Consider the following 17,564-nt stretch of genomic DNA (forward strand, 5'->3'; position numbering starts at 1 on the left):
GCACAGGTAATGAGTTATGCTAACGATCATGCCGACGACCGACCTCCGCAGCCGCGCCGGGCTCGCCTCCGAGCTCCGGGCCGGTGTGATGCGCCTGCGCCGCCGCCTGGTGGCCGAGCGCCACCCCGACAACGACCTGAGCATCGCCCAGATGGTCGTGCTCGGGCTGCTCGTCCGGATGGGCGACCAGACCGTCGGCGAGCTGGCCCGCGCCGAGCGCGTGCAGCCGCCGTCGATGACCCGCACGGTCAACTGCCTCGAGGCCGACGGCTACGTGACGCGCCGGCCTCACGAGACCGACCGCCGGCAGGTGGTCGTCGCGCTGACCGACGCCGGCCGCGCCGCCGTGCTCGCCGACCGCCAGCGTCGCGACGCCTGGCTCTCCCAGCAGCTCGCGGGGCTGACCCCCGCTGAGCGCGCCATCCTTCGCGAGGCCGCGCCGATCCTGGCCCGCCTCGCCCTGACCGACTGACCACCTGTACGACCGAGGAGTTCCCACGAGCCCGACCTTCCGCTCCCTCTCCAACCCGAACTACCGCCGCTACGCCGCCGGTGGTGTCGTGTCCAACACCGGCACCTGGATGCAGCGCGTGGCCCAGGACTGGCTGGTGCTCGAGCTCGCCGCCGGCTCCGGCGCCACCGCGCTCGGCATCACGACCGGCCTGCAGTTCCTGCCGTTCCTCCTGCTCACCCCGCTCGCCGGGCTCGTCGCCGACCGCATGCCGAAGCAGCGCCTGCTGCAGCTCACCAACGTCGGCATGGCGGTGCCGGCCGCCGTCCTCGGCGTGCTCGCCGTCACCGGCTCGGCCGAGGTCTGGCACGTCTACGTCCTGGCGTTCCTGCTCGGTGCGGCGTCGGCGTTCGACGCCCCGGCACGCCAGTCGTTCGTCTCCGAGCTCGTCGACCCCGGCGACCTGACCAACGCCGTCGGCCTCAACTCCGCCAGCTTCAACGCCGCGCGCCTCGTCGGGCCCGGCCTGGCCGGCGTGCTGATCGCCGCCTTCGGCGGGGGAGCGGTCGCGACCGGCTGGGTCATCCTGCTCAACGCGGTGTCGTACGCCGCCCCGATCTGGTCGCTGCGCCACCTCGACGCCAGCCGCATCGACGCCGCCGCGCCCGCCGACCGCGGCCCGGGCGCGATCAAGGAGGGGGTCGCCTACGTCCGGGCCCGCCCCGACCTGCTGCTGGTCCTGAGCATGGTGTTCTTCGCCGGCACGTTCGGCCTCAACTTCCAGATCACCTCCGCGCTGATGGCGACCGAGGTGTTCGGCAAGGGGCCCGAGGAGTTCGGCCTGCTCGGCACCGTCCTGGCGATCGGCTCGCTCACCGGCTCGCTCCTGGCGGCGCGCCGCGGCGGCGTCCGGCACCGGCTCGTCGTCGGCTCGGCCCTCGCCTTCGGCGTCACCGTCGTGCTGGCCGGCCTGATGCCGTCCTACGTCACGTTCGCGTTGCTGGCGCCGGTCACCGGGCTCACCGCGCTGACCTTCATCACCAGCGCCAACACCTACATGCAGCTGCACACCGACGCCGGTGTCCGCGGTCGCGTGATGGCGCTCTACCTGATGATCTTCATGGGCGGCACCCCTGTCGGCGCGCCCATCATCGGGTGGATCGGCCACGAGTACGGCGCGCGCTGGACGCTGCTCGGCGGCGGCGCGCTCACGATCGCCGGCGTGGCCGTCTCGGCACTCGTCTACCTGCGCCTCGAGCGGTCGCGTCAGGAGCGGGCGGCTAGAGTGGACCCAGCGCCCGTCGAGGCGGCGTCTGCGGCGTTTTGACCCTGCAGTAGGGCCCGAGTAGCCTCAATCCCTGTGTCTGGCACGTCCAGGCTCCTGCGCATGCTCCAACGGCGCACCTGCCGAGCGCGCGGCTCTCGAGGCCGCGGCGCACCACGCATCCGCACGGCACCAGGCACCACGTACCTGCACCACGCACTCGCAACAGGCACACCGCAGCAACGCACGACACCCGAGTCCGGCACCGCGCCGGGCCGTGACGAGAGAACAGAGAGAGGGAACCACCCGGTGCCCACCATCAACCAGCTGGTCCGCAAGGGCCGCCAGGACAAGGTGTCCAAGAACAAGACGCCTGCCCTGAAGGGATCCCCGCAGCGCCGTGGCGTCTGCACCCGCGTCTACACGACCACCCCGAAGAAGCCGAACTCCGCCCTCCGCAAGGTCGCCCGCGTGCGCCTGAGCAGCGGCGTCGAGGTCACCGCCTACATCCCGGGTGTCGGTCACAACCTGCAGGAGCACTCGATCGTGCTCGTGCGCGGCGGCCGTGTGAAGGACCTTCCCGGTGTCCGCTACAAGATCATCCGCGGCTCGCTCGACACCCAGGGTGTCAAGAACCGCAAGCAGGCCCGCAGCCGCTACGGCGCGAAGAAGGAGAAGTAATGCCTCGCAAGGGTCCCGCTCCCAAGCGTCCTCTCGTCGTCGACCCGGTCTACGGCTCGCAGCTGGTCACCCAGCTCGTGAGCAAGGTGCTGCAGGACGGCAAGAAGGCCGTGGCGCAGCGCATCGTCTACACCGCACTCGAGGGCTGCCGCGAGAAGACCGGCACCGACCCGGTCGTCACGCTCAAGCGCGCGATGGACAACGTCAAGCCGGCCATCGAGGTCAAGTCCCGCCGCGTCGGCGGTGCGACCTACCAGGTCCCCGTCGAGGTCAAGGCCAACCGCTCCACCACGCTGGCGCTGCGCTGGCTCGTGGGCTACGCCGCCGACCGTCGCGAGAAGACGATGGCCGAGCGCCTCATGAACGAGATCCTCGACGCCAGCAACGGCCTCGGCGCCGCTGTGAAGAAGCGCGAGGACACCCACAAGATGGCCGAGTCCAACAAGGCCTTCGCCCACTACCGCTGGTGAGGACGGGAGGCCCGGCGCTCCGCTCCGCGCGGCGTCGGGCCTCCCACCCCCACAACCCCACTACTTCGAGGGACTGAGACACAGACGTGGCTGTCGACATCACCACCGACCTCAACAAGGTCCGCAACATCGGCATCATGGCGCACATCGACGCCGGCAAGACCACCACCACCGAGCGCATCCTGTTCTACACCGGCATCACCTACAAGATCGGTGAGGTCCACGAGGGCGGCGCCACGATGGACTGGATGGAGCAGGAGCAGGAGCGCGGCATCACCATCACGTCCGCCGCGACGACCTGCTGGTGGAAGAACCACCAGATCAACATCATCGACACGCCCGGTCACGTCGACTTCACGGTCGAGGTCGAGCGCTCGCTGCGCGTCCTCGACGGCGCCGTCGCCGTCTTCGACGGTGTCGCCGGCGTGGAGCCGCAGTCCCAGACGGTGTGGCGCCAGGCCAACAAGTACGCCGTCCCGCGCATGTGCTTCGTCAACAAGCTCGACCGCACCGGCGCCGACTTCTACAAGGTCGTCGACTCCATCGTCGAGCGCCTGCACGCCACCCCGCTGGTGCTGCAGCTGCCGATCGGTGCCGAGTCCGACTTCATCGGCGTCGTCGACCTCGTCGAGATGCACGCCAAGGTGTGGCGCGGCGAGACCCAGATGGGTGAGGACTACGTCGTCGAGGAGATCCCGGCCGACCTCGCCGACAAGGCCGCCGAGTACCGCGAGAAGCTCGTCGAGACCCTCGCCGAGGCCGACGACGAGATCATGGAGACCTACCTCGAGGACGGCGACGTGTTCGACGTCCCCACTCTGAAGGCCGCCATCCGTCGTGCGACCCTCGCCGACAAGCTCAACCCGATCCTCACCGGCACCGCCTTCAAGAACAAGGGCGTGCAGCCCCTGCTCGACGCGGTCGTCGACTACCTCCCCTCGCCGCTGGACGTGGACGCCATCGTCGGCCACAAGCCCAACGACGAGGAGACCGAGATCCTGCGCCGCCCGAGCGACGAGGAGCCGTTCTCGGGCCTGGCGTTCAAGATCGCCTCGGACCCGCACCTCGGCAAGCTGATCTACGTCCGCGTCTACTCCGGCAAGCTCGAGGCCGGCTCGACCGTGGTCAACTCGGTCAACGGCCGCAAGGAGCGGATCGGCAAGGTCTACCAGATGCACGCCAACAAGCGTGAGGAGATCGCGTCGGTCGGCGCCGGCCAGATCGTGGCGGTCATGGGCCTCAAGGACACCAAGACCGGTCACACCCTGTCCGACCCGCAGAACCAGGTCGTCCTCGAGTCGATGACGTTCCCGGCCCCGGTGATCGAGGTCGCGATCGAGCCCAAGACCAAGGGTGACCAGGAGAAGCTCGGCACCGCGATCCAGCGGCTCACCGAGGAGGACCCGACCTTCACCGTCAAGACCGACGAGGAGACCGGCCAGACCATCATCGCCGGCATGGGCGAGCTCCACCTCGAGGTCTTCGTCGACCGCATGAAGCGCGAGTTCAAGGTCGAGGCCACCGTCGGCAAGCCGCAGGTCGCCTACCGCGAGACCATCCGCCGCAAGGTGGAGAACCACTCGTACACCCACAAGAAGCAGACCGGTGGCTCCGGCCAGTTCGCGAAGGTCGTCATGACGATCGAGCCGAACGTCGACCCCGAGACCGGCACCGGCGCGGGCTACGAGTTCGTCAACGCCGTCACCGGTGGTCGCGTGCCCAAGGAGTACATCCCCTCGGTCGACCAGGGTGCGCAGGAGGCGCTGCAGTTCGGTGTCAAGGCCGGCTTCCCGATGGTGGACGTCAAGGTCACCCTCGAGGACGGCGCCTACCACGATGTCGACTCCTCCGAGCTGGCGTTCAAGATCGCCGGCATCCAGGCCTTCAAGGAGGCCGCGCAGAAGGCCCAGGCCGTCCTGCTCGAGCCGATGTTCGCCGTCGAGGTGACCACGCCGGAGAGCTTCCTCGGCACGGTCATCGGTGACATCAACTCCCGCCGTGGCCAGATCCAGGCACAGGAGGAGCGTCACGGCGACCTGGTCGTCAGCGCCCTCGTGCCGCTGTCAGAGATGTTCGGGTACGTTGGCGACCTGAGGTCGAAGACCTCTGGTCAGGCGTCGTACTCGATGGAGTTCCACTCGTACGCCGAGGTTCCGACGAACATCGCCGACGAGATCGTGAAGAAGGTCCGCGGCGAGTAAGCGCGCCCCGGGTCCTCGGCACCAGCACCACCCCACCCACGAGTCCCACAACTCACCCAAGCAGTAGAACAACAATCAGGAGGAGCCCCAGTGGCTAAGGCGAAGTTCGAGCGGACCAAGCCGCACGTCAACATCGGCACCATCGGTCACATCGACCACGGCAAGACGACGCTGACCGCGGCGATCACCAAGGTGCTGCACGACAAGCACCCGGACCTCAACGAGGCTTCGGCGTTCGACCAGATCGACAAGGCTCCCGAGGAGCGCCAGCGCGGCATCACGATCTCCATCGCGCACGTCGAGTACCAGACCGAGTCGCGCCACTACGCGCACGTCGACTGCCCGGGTCACGCGGACTACATCAAGAACATGATCACCGGTGCGGCTCAGATGGACGGCGCGATCCTCGTGGTCGCCGCCACCGACGGCCCCATGCCGCAGACCCGCGAGCACGTGCTCCTCGCCCGCCAGGTCGGCGTTCCCGCCCTGGTGGTCGCGCTCAACAAGTGCGACATGGTCGACGACGAGGAGCTCATCGAGCTCGTCGAGATGGAGGTGCGCGAGCTCCTCTCCGAGTACGAGTTCCCCGGCGACGACATCCCCGTCGTGCGCGTTGCGGCCTTCCCGGCCCTCAACGGCGACGCCAAGTGGGGCGAGTCGGTGGCCGAGCTCATGCAGGCCGTGGACGACTACATCCCGACCCCCGAGCGTGACACCGACAAGCCGTTCCTCATGCCCGTCGAGGACGTCTTCACGATCACCGGTCGCGGCACCGTCATCACCGGTCGCATCGAGCGCGGCATCGTCAAGGTCAACGAGGAGGTCGAGATCATCGGCATCCGCGAGGGCTCGCAGAAGTCGACGGTCACCGGTGTCGAGATGTTCCGCAAGCTCCTCGACGAGGGCCAGGCCGGTGAGAACGTCGGTCTGCTGCTCCGCGGCACCAAGCGCGAGGACGTCGAGCGCGGCATGGTCGTGATCAAGCCCGGCACCACCACCCCGCACACCAACTTCGACGCCTCGGTCTACATCCTGTCGAAGGACGAGGGTGGCCGTCACACGCCGTTCTTCAACAACTACCGTCCGCAGTTCTACTTCCGGACCACGGACGTGACCGGTGTCGTGACCCTGCCCGAGGGCACCGAGATGGTCATGCCGGGTGACAACACCGAGATGTCGGTCGAGCTCATCCAGCCCATCGCGATGGACGAGGGCCTGCGCTTCGCCATCCGTGAGGGTGGCCGCACCGTCGGCGCCGGCCGCGTCACCAAGATCACCAAGTGATCTGAGCGCTTCGGCGCACTGCTTCACCACCGAGGCCCCGTCTCCCGTCAGGGAGGCGGGGCCTCGTGCGTGCGTCGCCACGGCAGGATGGTGGCCATGGGATTCACCAGGGCCGAGCTCGAGTCGTTCCGCGACGTCGAGGTGCCCGACCTGCTGCCGGCCCCGGACGAGGCGCTCCTGCTGCTGTTCGTCGGGATCAATCCCGGGCTGTGGACCGCCGCCACCCAGACGCACTTCGCGCACCCGGGCAACCGCTTCTACCCGGCTCTCCTCCGCGCCGGGATCCTCGACGCCCCGGTCGACCAGGCGGCCGGCATGAGCGAGGCGGACCGCGACGCGGTGCGGCGACGCGGGATCGGCATCACCAACCTGGCGTCGCGGGCCACCGCCCGCGCCGACGAGCTCACCGCCGAGGAGCTGCGCCGCGGCGGGGAGCGGCTCCGGGCGCTCGTGGTCGAGCGGCGCCCGCGCGTCGTGGCGGTCGCGGGGGTGACCGCCTACCGCACGGCCTTCGGCGACCGTCGCGCGAAGGTGGGGGAGCAGCCGGCGCCGTGGGGCGCCTCGCGGGTGTTCGTCGTGCCGAACCCGTCGGGCCTCAACGCCCACGAGACCACCGACACCCTCGCCGCGGCGTACGCCGCCGCGGCCCGAGCCGCAGGCGTCATCGCGTCCTGAGCAGCGCCGCTCAGCCCATGTCCACTCCCTCGAAGTCTTCGGGGGTGTAGTCGCGCTTCTCGACCAGCACCACCCAGTTGCCCGAGTTGTCGCGCATCAGCGCCTCGACGCCGTACGGGCGTTCCTCGGGCGCCTGCAGGAACTCCACGCCCCTGGCCCGCAGCTCCTCGTAGGTCGCCCGGCAGTCGTCGACGTTCATGCCGATGCCGGGAAGGCCGCCCTCGTCCTGCGCGCGCCGCATCGCGTCGACGAGGTAGTCGGGGAGCGGGCCGCTCGGGGTGGTGAGGTGGACGTGGATCTCGGGCTGCTTCGGGTGGTAGATCGTGCACCAGCGGAAGTCGGGGCCGAGCTGCAGGTCGTCGCCGGTCTCGAAGCCGAGGACGTCGGTGTAGAAGGCGAGGGACTCGTCGATGTCCTTCACCCACAGGGACACGAGGGAGATGTTGGTGATCATGGGTCGAGCCTAGGCAGGCGAGGCGTCGACCCGCTTCTCCTGCGTTGCGGTGCGCTCGACCAGTCCTGCCATGAACACGTAGCAGCCCGGGATCCGGGGGTTGCCGGCGACGGCGTACCTCCGCTGGAACTCGCTCGGGCTCTCGCCGACGATCTCGCGGAACCTCGAGCTGAAGGACCCGAGGCTGCTGTAGCCCACCGCGTGGCACACCTCGGTGACGGTGAGGTTGGCGGCCCGCAGCAGGTCCTGCGCGCGCTCGACCCGGCGCCGGGCGAGGTAGGCGGCCGGAGTGGTGCGGTACGTCGTCGCGAAGGACCGCAGGAAGTGGTAGCGGCTCATCCCGGCCAGGCCGGCGAGGTGGTCGAGGTCGAACGGCTCGGCGAAGTGGCGGTCGAGGTGGTCGCGCGCCCGGCGCAGGTGCACCAGGACGTCGCCGGGCACCCGGCGCTGCACCGTCATCCGAGCAGCGCCTCGACCGCGCCGCGGAAGACGGAGGTGTGCGCGTCGACGTCCGCCTGGGTGTGGAAGGGAGAGAACAGCGACATGTTGTGGAACGGCGCGAGCAGCACGCCGCGGTTGACCGTCCACAGGTGGAAGAACGCGTCGAGCTCCTCGTCGACCGCGGTCGCGGCCTCGGCCCCTGCCCGCGGGGGCGGGCAGAACCAGTACTCCGCACGGCATCCCAGCCGCTGCACGTGCCAGGGCAGGTCGTGGTCGTCGATGACCTCCCGGATCCCGGTGGTGAAGCTCTCGGCCAGAGGAATGGCCACGTCGAAGTCCTCCTGGCGCAGCGCCGTGGACAACGTGGCGCGCACCGCCGCGGTGGCGAGTGCCGACCCGGAGAGCGTGCCGCCGACGCCCGCGACGTCGATGTCGTGGCCGAGCATCGGCCCCTCGAGGCGGGACGCCACCTCGCTCGACATGCCGTAGGCGGCCACCGGGACGCCACCGCCGATCGGCTTGCCGACCACGACGAAGTCGGGCTCGAGGTCCCACGCCGCGGTGGCACCGCCCGGCCCGGCGCAGATGGTGTGCGTCTCGTCGTTGACCAGCAGCACGCCGTGGCGGCGGGTGATCTCGCGGACCCCGGCGAGGTAGCCCTCGTCGGGCAGCACGATGCCGATGTTCGTCAGCGCGGGCTCCATGAGCAGGCACGCCACGTCGCCCTCCGCGAGCCGTCGGTCGAGGCCGTCGAGATCGTTGAACGGCACCACCGCCGTGGTCTGCGCGACGTCGACCTGCGGACCGAGGGCGCCGGGCCGCGGCACCACCCGGTCGCCCGCGCGGCCGTGCTCGAGCACGGCGAGGGTCTCGTCGACGGTGCCGTGGTAGCACCAGTCCATGACCGCGATGCGGGGGCGGCCGGTGAGGTGGCGGGCGAAGCGCAGCACGAAGCGGTTGGCGTCGGTGGCGGTCATCGCCAGCTGCCAGCGCGGCAGGCCGAAGCGGCGGCTGAGCTCGGCGCCCACCCACGCGGCGTCCTGCGAGGGGAGCATGGTGGTGATGCCGCGCTCGGTGCTGCGGCGTACGGCGTCGGCGACCGCGGGCAGGCAGTGGCCGGTCATCGAGCCGGTGTCGCCGAGGCAGAGGTCCACGTAGTCCACCCCGTCGACGTCGGTGAACCTGCCGCCCGAGGCCGACTCGACGAACAGCGGGAAGGACCCCGGCCACCGGGTCATCCAGGGCATCGGCACCCCTGCCAGCAGGTGCTCGCCGGCCTCGCGCGCCAGCCGTGCCGAGGTCGGGTGCAGCTCGACGAACCGCTGCTCCTCCTCGGCGTGCAGCGCCGCCAGGCGCTGCCGGTCGACGCGCGTCACAGGGCGCTGCCGACGTACTTGGTCTCGAGGTACTCCTCGATGCCCTCGAAGCCGCCCTCGCGGCCGAACCCGGAGTGCTTCACGCCTCCGAACGGGGCGGCGGGGTTGGAGACGATGCCGGTGTTGATCCCGACCATGCCGAACTCGAGCGCCTCGCTGACCCGCAGCACGCGCGCGTGGTCGCGGGTGAAGACGTAGGCCACCAGGCCGTACTCGGTGTCGTTGGCGCGGGCGAGGGCCTCCTCCTCGTCGCGGAACGTCGCGACCGGGGCCACGGGGCCGAAGATCTCCTCGCGCAGCACCCGGGCGGAGGGAGGTACGTCGACCAGGACCGTCGGCGGGTAGAAGTGGCCGGGACCGTCGGGGACGGTCCCGCCGACCAGCGCCCGGGCGCCGACCGAGACCGCCTCGGCGACGAGCTCGTGGACACCGTCGCGGGCCTTGGCGGTGATGAGCGGTCCGACGTCCACGCCGTCACGGGTGCCGTCGCCGACCTCGAGAGCGCCCATCCGCTCGGCGAGACGCGAGGAGAACTCCGCGGCCACCGACTCGTGGACGAGGAAGCGGTTGGCCGAGGTGCACGCCTCGCCGATGTTGCGCATCTTCGCCAGCATCGCGCCGTCGACGGCCGCGTCGAGGTCGGCGTCGGCGAAGACGAGGAACGGAGCGTTGCCGCCGAGCTCCATGGACACCCGCAGCAGCTGCTCGGAGGCCTGCCCGACGAGCACCTTGCCGACCGCCGTCGAGCCGGTGAAGGTGAGCTTGCGCAGCCGCGGGTCACGGATGATCGGCTCGCACACCCCGCCGGAGTCGGTGGTGGTGACGACGTTGAGCACGCCCGGCGGCAGGCCCGCCTCCTCCAGCAGCGCGGCGAGGGCCAGCATGGTCAGCGGCGTCTCCGAGGCCGGCTTGACCACCATCGTGCAGCCGGCCGCCACGGCGGGTCCGATCTTGCGGGTGCCCATGGCCAGGGGGAAGTTCCACGGCGTGATCATCAGCGTGGGCCCGACCGGGGCCTTCATGGTGATCAGGCGGGTGCTGCCCGTCGGGGCCTGCGAGTAGCGACCGTGCACGCGTACGGCCTCCTCGGAGAACCAGCGGAAGAACTCCGCGCCGTAGGTCACCTCGCCCTTCGCCTCGGCGAGCGTCTTGCCCATCTCCAGTGTCATCAGCCGGGCGAAGTCGTCGGCGCGCTCGGTGAGCAGCTCGAACGCGGTGCGCAGGATCTCCCCGCGCACGCGCGGCTCGGTGGCGCGCCACTCCCGCTGCGCCTGCGCCGCGGCCGCCAGGGCGCGCTCGCCGTCCTCCGGCGTCGCGTCGGCGACACGGGCGAGCACGGAGTCGTCGGCGGGGTTGCGCACCTCGAAGCTCGCGCCGCCGGCGGCGTCGACCCACGCGCCACCCACGAGGAGCTGGGTCGGGACGTTCTCGATCACGGTCTCCACGGTCATCACTCCACCTTGCCACTGACCGCCGCGTCGAAGGCCCCCTCGAAGACGTCGAGCCCCTCCAGGAGCAGGTCGTCGCCGATCGAGAGGGGCGGCAGGAAGCGGAACACGTTGCCGAGGGTCCCGCACGTCAGGGTCACCAGGCCCTGGGCCGAGCACGCCCGGTGCACGGCACCGGCGAGGGCGGCGTCGGGCGTGCGGCCCGGGCCGTCGCTGACCAGCTCGACAGCGAGCATGGCGCCTCGGCCACGGACCTCGCCCACCCGGTCGGGGTGCCGCTCGGCGAGCGCGTGCAGCCGGGGGAGGAAGACCGCCTCGATCTCTCGCGCGCGCCCGGGCAGGTCGCCGGCCTCCATGGTCTCGATGGCGGCCAGCGCAGCGGCGCAGGCGACGGGGTTGCCGCCGTACGTGCCGCCGAGGCCCCCGACGTGGACGGAGTCCATGACCTCCGCCCGGCCGGTCACCGCCGCGAGCGGGAGGCCGCCGGCCATGCCCTTGGCGGTGGTGACGAGGTCCGGGACCACGCCCTCGTGGTCGCAGGCGAACCAGTCGCCCGTGCGGGCGAAGCCGGTCTGGATCTCGTCGGCGATGAAGAGGATGCCCTGCTCGCGGCACCAGTCGGCCACCCGCGGCAGCCACCCGGGCGGCGGGACGATGAAGCCGCCCTCGCCCTGGATCGGCTCGACGAGCACGGCCGCGCAGTTGTCCTCGCCGACCTGGGCGTGGACGGTGGCGACGAACGCGTCGAACGCCTCCTCGGCGCATGCCTCGGGCCCGCCGGGCCACCGGTAGGGATAGGCCATGGGGGAGCGGTAGACCTCACCGGCGAAGGGGCCGAAGCGGTGCTTGTACGGCATCGTCTTCGCCGTCAGCGCCATCGTCAGGTTGGTCCGGCCGTGGTAGGCGTGGTCGAACACCACGATCGCGTCGCGTCCGGTGTGGTGGCGCGCGACCTTCACGGCGTTCTCCACCGCCTCGGCGCCGGAGTTGAACAGCGCCGAGCGCTTCTCGTGCGCCCCCGGGGTCAGCTCGGCGAGCTTCTCGCAGACCGCGACGTACTCCTCGTAGGGGGTCACCATGAAGCAGGTGTGGGTGAAGTCGGCGACCTGCCGCTGCACGGCGTCCACGACGCGTGGCGCGGCGTTGCCGACCGTGGTGACGGCGATCCCGGAGCCGAAGTCGATGAGCTGGTTGCCGTCGACGTCGCGCAGGATGCCGCCTGCCGCCTGCTCGACGTAGACCGGCAGCGTGGTGCCGACCCCCGCCGAGACCGCGGCGGCCTTGCGGGCCTGCAGCGCCTGCGAGCGGGGTCCGGGGATGGGCGTGGCGAGGATGCGTTCCTGGGAGAGGGTCACGACCGCTCCTCCATCCCCCACGGGGAGCCGTACCCCTCCGGCCGGGGTGCGGCGAGCAGGTCGAGGAACGGCCGGGCGGGCAGCGCCTCCGGACCCAGCACGCCGGTGCCGGACCAGGTGCCCCGCGCCAGCAGCTCCAGGGCGACCACCGGGTTGATCGCCGTCTGCCACACCACGCACTGGGCGCCGTAGTCGCGCATCGAGTCGGCGTTGTCGACCACGTGGTACAGGTACGTCGAGCGCGGGGCGCCGTCCTTGCCCGTGCCGGTGACGAGCACCCCGGCGCACGTCTTGCCCTCCATCCGCGGGCCGATCGTGGCGGGGTCGGGCAGGCAGGCCGCGACCACGTCGCGGGGGGAGACCTCCACCCCCTTCACGCTCACCGGCTCGGTCGAGTCGAGCCCCAGCTTGTGCAGCGTCTGCAGCATGCCGATCATCTCCTCGCCCAGGCCGTACTTGAAGGTGACCCGGTCGGCCTCGACCCAGCGCGGCATGAGGAGCACCTCCTCGTGCTCGACGTGGACGCACTCCACCGGGCCGATGCCCTCGGGGAAGTCGAACACCTCGGGCTCGGAGAAGGGCGGCAGCGTGAAGAACCCCGACTCCAGGTCGCCGCCGCCCCTCTCGCGCTCCCACACCACGGGCGGGTTGAGGCACTCCTCGATGATCGTCCACATTGAGAATCCCGGCGCGAACACCTCGTTGCCGTCGTCGTCGCGGATCACCAGGTTCGCGCCGTCGCGGGTGCCGAGCTCCTCGATGTGGTCGAACAGCTCGTCCGCGGCGAAGCGCGCGAACACGTCGGAGAGCCCCGGCTCGACGCCCATGCCGACCAGCGCCAGCCGCCCGGCGGCCTCCCACTCCGACGCGCGGGCGAACTGCTCGTCGCCCAGCTTGACGCCGACCTTCTCGTAGGGCGCCTCGGGATGGCGCACCGACAGGCTCATCGCCATGTCGAGGTAGTCGGCGTCGGCGGCGAGGGCGCCGGCGAAGATCGGCATCACGAATCGCGGGTCCACGGCGTTGAGGACGTGGGTGGCACGCACCTCCCGGGCGAGCGCGGTCACCGCCGCGGCGTCGGCGGCGTCCACCTGCGCGACGCTGAACCGCTGCTCGCCCGTACGCCGCTCGCGCGCCGCGGCGACGGTGCGCTCGGCGCGCCCGCGGTCGTGGTCGGCGACGACCCACGCCTCGAAGAAGTCGCGCTCCACCGCGATCCGGGCGGCTGCGTCACCGACGCCTCCCGCCCCGATCATCAGCACGCGCATCGGGTCTGGCATGTCACTCCTTGGATCAGTCGCGCGACCGGGACGCCCGCACGGAGCCCACGACCTGGGCGCCGATCACGAGCAGGACGGCGAGCACGAACATCGAGAAGCCGATGACGTTGGCCTCGGCGGGGATGCCCCGGCGCGAGGCGACGTAGACGAACTTGGGGAACGTGGACTCGTTGCCGGAGACGAAGTTGGTGATGATGAAGTCGTCGAAGGACAGCGAGAAGGCGAGCATCGCGGCGCCGAGGACGCCGGGCAGGATCAGCGGGAAGGTGATCTTCCAGAACGTCTGCACCGGGCCGGCGTACAGGTCCTGCGCGGCCTCCTCGATGCGCGGGTCGAGGGACTGGATCCGCGCCTTCACGGTGACCACCACGAAGCTCAGGCAGAACATGATGTGGGCGAACACGATGGTGGCGAAGCCGAGGTGGATGCCGACGTCGGCGAAGCCCTGCACGAAGATCGTCAGCAGCGCCGCGCCCATCACGATCTCGGGAGTGGCCATCGGCACGAAGATCAGCACGTTGCTGGCCGCCCGTCCGCGGAAGCGGTAGCGCACCATGGCGAGCGCCATCAGCGTGCCCAGCACGGTGGCCACGACCGTGGAGATCGCGCCCACCTGCAGCGAGGTCACCAGCGACTCGCACGCGCCCGGGACCCCGCAGGGGTCTCGCCAGTGCTCGAGGGTGAAGCCCTGCCACACGATGTTGGTCTTGCCGTGGTCGTTGAACGAGAACGCGAAGGTGTAGGCCACCGGGAGGAACAGGTAGAGCAGCACCAGGACCGCTGCGAGCATCGCGAAGTGGCGGCCCAGCCACAGCTGCGCCCGCTTCGCTGCCGAGGGCCGGTACGCCGGCGAGGACGGGCCGGCGGCCGGGCGGGTGGACGGCGTCATCGTTGCCACCTCACACCAGCTCCTCGGTGCCGAAGCGGCGTACGTAGAGGAAGACCATCGCGAGGATCGCCGCCATCAGCGTGAAGGACAGCGCCGCGGCCACCGGGTAGCCGCCGGGAATGGCGAGGAACTGGTCGTTGATGACGTTGCCGACCATCTTGCCCCGCTGCGGACCGAGCAGCTCCATGTTGACGAAGTCGCCCGCCGCGGGGATGAAGGTGAGCAGCGTGCCCGCGAGCACGCCGGGCATCGACATCGGCAGCGTCACCGTGCGGAACGTGGTGAACCCGTTGGCGTACAGGTCGCCGCCGGCCTCGATGACCCGCGGGTCGGCGCGCTCCAGGGAGGCGTAGATCGGCAGCACCATGAACGGCAGGAAGTTGTAGGTCAGCCCGGCCACCACGGCGACCGGGGTGTTGATGATGTGCCCGCCCGGCAGCAGGTGCAGCGCCTCGAGGGTGCCGGCCACCCACCCCTCGTCGGCGAGGATCTGCGACCACGCGAAGGTGCGCAGGATGAAGGAGGTGAAGAACGGCGCGACGACGCAGATCATCATCAGGTTGCGCCACCGCCCGGCCTTGAACGCCATCGCGTAGGCGAGCGGGTAGGCGACCACGAACGCGAGCAGGGTGGCGAGGCCGGCGTAGAGGAAGGACCGCGCGAAGTGCGGCGCGTAGTCGGTGAGCGCGCGGAGGTAGTTCTCCACGTTGAGGTCGCGGTAGTAGTAGCCCGGGAAGCCGGGGTAGCGGCTCTGCAGGCTCACCGAGGCCAGCTGCACGAGCGGCAGCACGAAGAAGACGCCCAGCCACAGCGCGCCCGGCAGCAGCAGGAGGTACGCCGTCCAGCTGCGCTTCGCGGTCTCCTGAGCCGCGGGGGCGGGTGCGCCGGCCGGGGCCGCCGCGTGGGCGAGCGCGCTCACGCCGCGTCCACCGGCACGCCGAACGCGTGCCCGGGGTTCCAGGTCAGCCAGACCTCGTCGCCCGGACGCAGGTCGATCGGCTCGACGTCGAGGTTCTGCTCGTAGCAGCTCCAGGTGGCCCCGCTCGGCATGTCGACGAGGTAGCTGGTGGCCACGCCCAGGAACGACACGTCGCGCACCACGCCCTTGACGTCGTTGCCGACCCCCTCGGGCTGCTTGCGCGAGACGGTGACCTTCTCCGGTCGTACGCCGAACAGCAGCGTCCCCTCGTGCACTTGCGAGCGGGACCTGAGGATCTTCACCTTGGTGCCGAAGACGTCGGCGAGCAGGTGCTCGCCGTCGCTGCCCTCGATCGTGCCGACGCCGGTGTTGGCCTGGCCGAGGAACTCGGCGACGAAGCGCGTGCGGGGCAGGTCGTAGAGCTCGGCGGGAGCGCCCAGCTGCTCGATGCGTCCCCGGTTCATCACCGCGACGGTGTCGGCCATCGTCATGGCCTCCTCCTGGTCGTGGGTCACGTGGATGAAGGTGAGGCCGACCTCGGTCTGGATGCGCTTGAGCTCGACCTGCATCTCGCGGCGCAGCTTCAGGTCGAGCGCGCCGAGCGGCTCGTCGAGCAGCAGCACCTCGGGGTGGTTGACCAGGGCGCGCGCCAGCGCGACCCGCTGCTGCTGGCCGCCGGAGAGCTGCGCGGGCCGGCGCCCGGCGAACTGGCTCATCTGCACCAGCTCGAGCGCCTCGGCCGCGCGGGCGGCGGCGTCCTTGTCCTTGCGCCGCTTGGGACCGAAGGCGACGTTGTCGCGGATCGTGAGGTGCGGGAAGAGCGCGTAGGACTGGAAGACGGTGTTGACGGGCCGCTCGTAGGGGCGCGAGCCGGTGAGGTCGGTGTCGCCGATGAGCACCCGCCCGGACGTGGGCTGCTCCAGCCCGGCGACCATCCGCAGCGTCGTGGTCTTCCCGCACCCCGAGGGACCCAGCAGGGCGAAGAACGAGCCCCGGGGGACGGACAGGTCGATCGCGTCGACCGCGGTGAAGTCGCCGAAGGACTTGGTCACGCTCTCGAGCTGCAGGTCGCCGCGGGCCTCGCGGAATCCGGCCATGTCAGTTCCCCATCACCTTGGTGGACCACAGGTCGGCGAACTCGATGTCCTCGTCGGCGTCGAGCACGCGGAATTGCTGGATGTTGCTGTCCGCGATGAACTCCGCCGTGGGGAAGATCCACTGGCTCTCGGCCAGCTCCGGGTCGATCTTCTCCATCTCGGCCTGGGCGCCGTCGACGGGACAGACGTAGTTGACCCAGGCCGCCACCTGCGCGGCGACCGCGGGGTCGTAGTAGTAGTCCATGAGCCGCTGCGCGTTGCTGCGGTGCGTGGAGGTGATGGGGACCATCAGGTTGTCCGACCAGAGCGTGCCCCCGGACTCGGGGATGGTGAAGGTCCAGCTCGGGTTCCCGGTGTCGAAGGCCAGGACGAAGATGTCGCCGCTCCAGGTGATGCCGGCGACGGCGTTGCCGCTGGTGAGGTCCTCCATGTAGGAGTTGCCCTTCACCTTGCGGATGTAGCCCTCCTCGATCTTCTGCTCGATGAAGTCCAGCGCGCTCTCGAACTCCGCCCGGCCCCAGCCGCTGCTGATGTCGACGCCCTGCGACTGCATCACCAGCCCGGCGGTGTCGCGGAACTCGGAGAGGACGACGATGCGGCCCTTCAGGTCCTCCGTCCACAGGTCGTCGAGCGACCTCAGCTCGCGGCCGACCTCGTCCCGGTTGTAGCCGATCCCCGCGAAGCCGCTCTGCCAGGTGATCGAGTGGTTGCGGCCGGGGTCGAAGGAGACGTCCTTGAGCGGCTGGAGCAGGTTGCCCACCACGTTGGGCATCTGGATCAGCTCGAGCGGCTGGCACAGCTGGTCGCGGATGACCCGCGCCGCCATCCAGTCCGTCAGGGTGATGATGTCGCGGTCGATGCTCTGCCCCGCGCGCAGCTGGGGGCCGATCTTGGCGTAGTAGGAGTCGTTGTCGTCGATGTCCTCGCTGTAGCTGACCTCGATGCCCGTCTGCTGCTCGAACGCCGTGAGCGTCGGCGACCTGGTCTCCTTGCCGTTCATGTCGAGGTAGGCCGTCCAGTTGGCCCACTTGAGGATCTTCTCCGTGCTGGAGACGTCCTCGGGCAGCTCCAGCGCCGCGGCGCCACCCGACGGCGGCGGAGGCGGTGCGCAGCCGGTCAGCGCGAGCCCGGCGCCGGCGGCCACGCCCGTGCCCAGGAGCGCGCGACGGCTGAGCCCCCCGGACGCCGCCGCGGCCACGGCAGCCGCCGGCTGCGACATCGGGCGCCGTGCCCGGCGCGGGATCGGTGTCATCTGTCCAGGTCCTCCGCTCAGCGCGAG

At 70.5% G+C, this 17,564-nt stretch carries 17 protein-coding genes; 7 read left to right on the forward strand and 10 right to left on the reverse strand.

Annotation, left to right across the window (positions count from 1 at the left end; genetic code table 11):
* The first annotated feature begins 28 nt into the window (after nucleotides 1-28).
* From J3P41_RS10050 to J3P41_RS10080, 7 genes are all read left to right on the forward strand, one after another.
* Nucleotides 29-472 (forward strand): MarR family winged helix-turn-helix transcriptional regulator, encoded by a 444-nt coding sequence (locus J3P41_RS10050; RefSeq protein ID WP_210650167.1) that lies wholly within the window; start codon nucleotides 29-31, stop codon nucleotides 470-472.
* Nucleotides 473-476: 4 nt separating this feature from the next.
* Nucleotides 477-1,778, forward strand: coding sequence for an MFS transporter (locus tag J3P41_RS10055; protein WP_210650833.1), 1,302 nt, complete (start codon nucleotides 477-479; stop codon nucleotides 1,776-1,778).
* A gap of 246 nt (nucleotides 1,779-2,024) precedes the next feature.
* A complete protein-coding gene (rpsL, locus tag J3P41_RS10060) occupies nucleotides 2,025-2,396 on the forward strand; it encodes a 30S ribosomal protein S12 (RefSeq protein WP_056906817.1) in 372 nt (123 codons plus the stop codon).
* Nucleotides 2,396-2,866 carry a 30S ribosomal protein S7 gene (gene rpsG, locus J3P41_RS10065; RefSeq protein ID WP_135838828.1) on the forward strand — a complete coding sequence of 157 codons (471 nt, stop codon included), beginning with the start codon at nucleotides 2,396-2,398 and terminating at the stop codon, nucleotides 2,864-2,866. Before rpsL ends, rpsG begins: the two co-directional genes overlap by 1 nt.
* A 137-nt stretch (nucleotides 2,867-3,003) precedes the next feature.
* Nucleotides 3,004-5,067 carry an elongation factor G gene (gene fusA, locus J3P41_RS10070; protein ID WP_246862072.1) on the forward strand — a complete coding sequence of 688 codons (2,064 nt, stop codon included), beginning with the start codon at nucleotides 3,004-3,006 and terminating at the stop codon, nucleotides 5,065-5,067.
* A gap of 90 nt (nucleotides 5,068-5,157) precedes the next feature.
* A complete protein-coding gene (tuf, locus tag J3P41_RS10075) occupies nucleotides 5,158-6,351 on the forward strand; it encodes an elongation factor Tu (RefSeq protein WP_210439908.1) in 1,194 nt (397 codons plus the stop codon).
* A 96-nt stretch (nucleotides 6,352-6,447) separates the two neighbouring features.
* A complete protein-coding gene (locus J3P41_RS10080) occupies nucleotides 6,448-7,026 on the forward strand; it encodes a mismatch-specific DNA-glycosylase (protein ID WP_210650169.1) in 579 nt (192 codons plus the stop codon).
* Between the two features lie 10 nt (nucleotides 7,027-7,036).
* On the opposite strand, the gene J3P41_RS10085 is transcribed toward J3P41_RS10080, so the two are convergent.
* The 10 genes from J3P41_RS10085 to J3P41_RS10130 are packed head-to-tail and all read right to left on the reverse strand — an operon-like array spanning nucleotide 7,037 to nucleotide 17,537.
* Nucleotides 7,037-7,480, reverse strand: a complete 444-nt coding sequence (locus J3P41_RS10085; RefSeq protein WP_210650170.1) for a VOC family protein — start codon at nucleotides 7,478-7,480, stop codon at nucleotides 7,037-7,039.
* Between the two features lie 9 nt (nucleotides 7,481-7,489).
* Entirely contained in the window at nucleotides 7,490-7,939 is a 450-nt protein-coding gene (locus tag J3P41_RS10090) for a helix-turn-helix domain-containing protein (RefSeq protein ID WP_210650171.1), read from the reverse strand.
* On the reverse strand, nucleotides 7,936-9,297 hold the full coding sequence (locus tag J3P41_RS10095; RefSeq protein WP_210650172.1) for an aspartate aminotransferase family protein: 1,362 nt from the start codon (nucleotides 9,295-9,297) through the stop codon (nucleotides 7,936-7,938). Before J3P41_RS10095 ends, J3P41_RS10090 begins: the two co-directional genes overlap by 4 nt.
* A complete protein-coding gene (locus tag J3P41_RS10100) occupies nucleotides 9,294-10,748 on the reverse strand; it encodes an NAD-dependent succinate-semialdehyde dehydrogenase (protein ID WP_210650173.1) in 1,455 nt (484 codons plus the stop codon). Before J3P41_RS10100 ends, J3P41_RS10095 begins: the two co-directional genes overlap by 4 nt.
* Nucleotides 10,748-12,100, reverse strand: a complete 1,353-nt coding sequence (gene gabT / locus J3P41_RS10105) for a 4-aminobutyrate--2-oxoglutarate transaminase (RefSeq protein WP_307861928.1) — start codon at nucleotides 12,098-12,100, stop codon at nucleotides 10,748-10,750. Before gabT ends, J3P41_RS10100 begins: the two co-directional genes overlap by 1 nt.
* Nucleotides 12,097-13,380 carry a saccharopine dehydrogenase family protein gene (locus J3P41_RS10110; protein ID WP_246861928.1) on the reverse strand — a complete coding sequence of 428 codons (1,284 nt, stop codon included), beginning with the start codon at nucleotides 13,378-13,380 and terminating at the stop codon, nucleotides 12,097-12,099. Before J3P41_RS10110 ends, gabT begins: the two co-directional genes overlap by 4 nt.
* 13 nt (nucleotides 13,381-13,393) lie before the next feature.
* On the reverse strand, nucleotides 13,394-14,269 hold the full coding sequence (locus J3P41_RS10115; RefSeq protein WP_210650175.1) for an ABC transporter permease: 876 nt from the start codon (nucleotides 14,267-14,269) through the stop codon (nucleotides 13,394-13,396).
* 10 nt (nucleotides 14,270-14,279) lie between these two features.
* Nucleotides 14,280-15,188 carry an ABC transporter permease gene (locus J3P41_RS10120; protein WP_210650176.1) on the reverse strand — a complete coding sequence of 303 codons (909 nt, stop codon included), beginning with the start codon at nucleotides 15,186-15,188 and terminating at the stop codon, nucleotides 14,280-14,282.
* Nucleotides 15,185-16,285 carry an ABC transporter ATP-binding protein gene (locus J3P41_RS10125; protein ID WP_210650177.1) on the reverse strand — a complete coding sequence of 367 codons (1,101 nt, stop codon included), beginning with the start codon at nucleotides 16,283-16,285 and terminating at the stop codon, nucleotides 15,185-15,187. The genes J3P41_RS10120 and J3P41_RS10125 overlap by 4 nt, the downstream gene beginning before the upstream one ends.
* A 1-nt stretch (nucleotide 16,286) precedes the next feature.
* Complete coding sequence (locus J3P41_RS10130; protein WP_210650178.1) at nucleotides 16,287-17,537, reverse strand: PotD/PotF family extracellular solute-binding protein; 1,251 nt, start codon at nucleotides 17,535-17,537, stop codon at nucleotides 16,287-16,289.
* Between the last annotated feature and the right edge of the window lie 27 nt (nucleotides 17,538-17,564).

This window comes from Nocardioides sp. SYSU D00065 (assembly GCF_017916425.1).
Taxonomy (GTDB): domain Bacteria; phylum Actinomycetota; class Actinomycetes; order Propionibacteriales; family Nocardioidaceae; genus Nocardioides.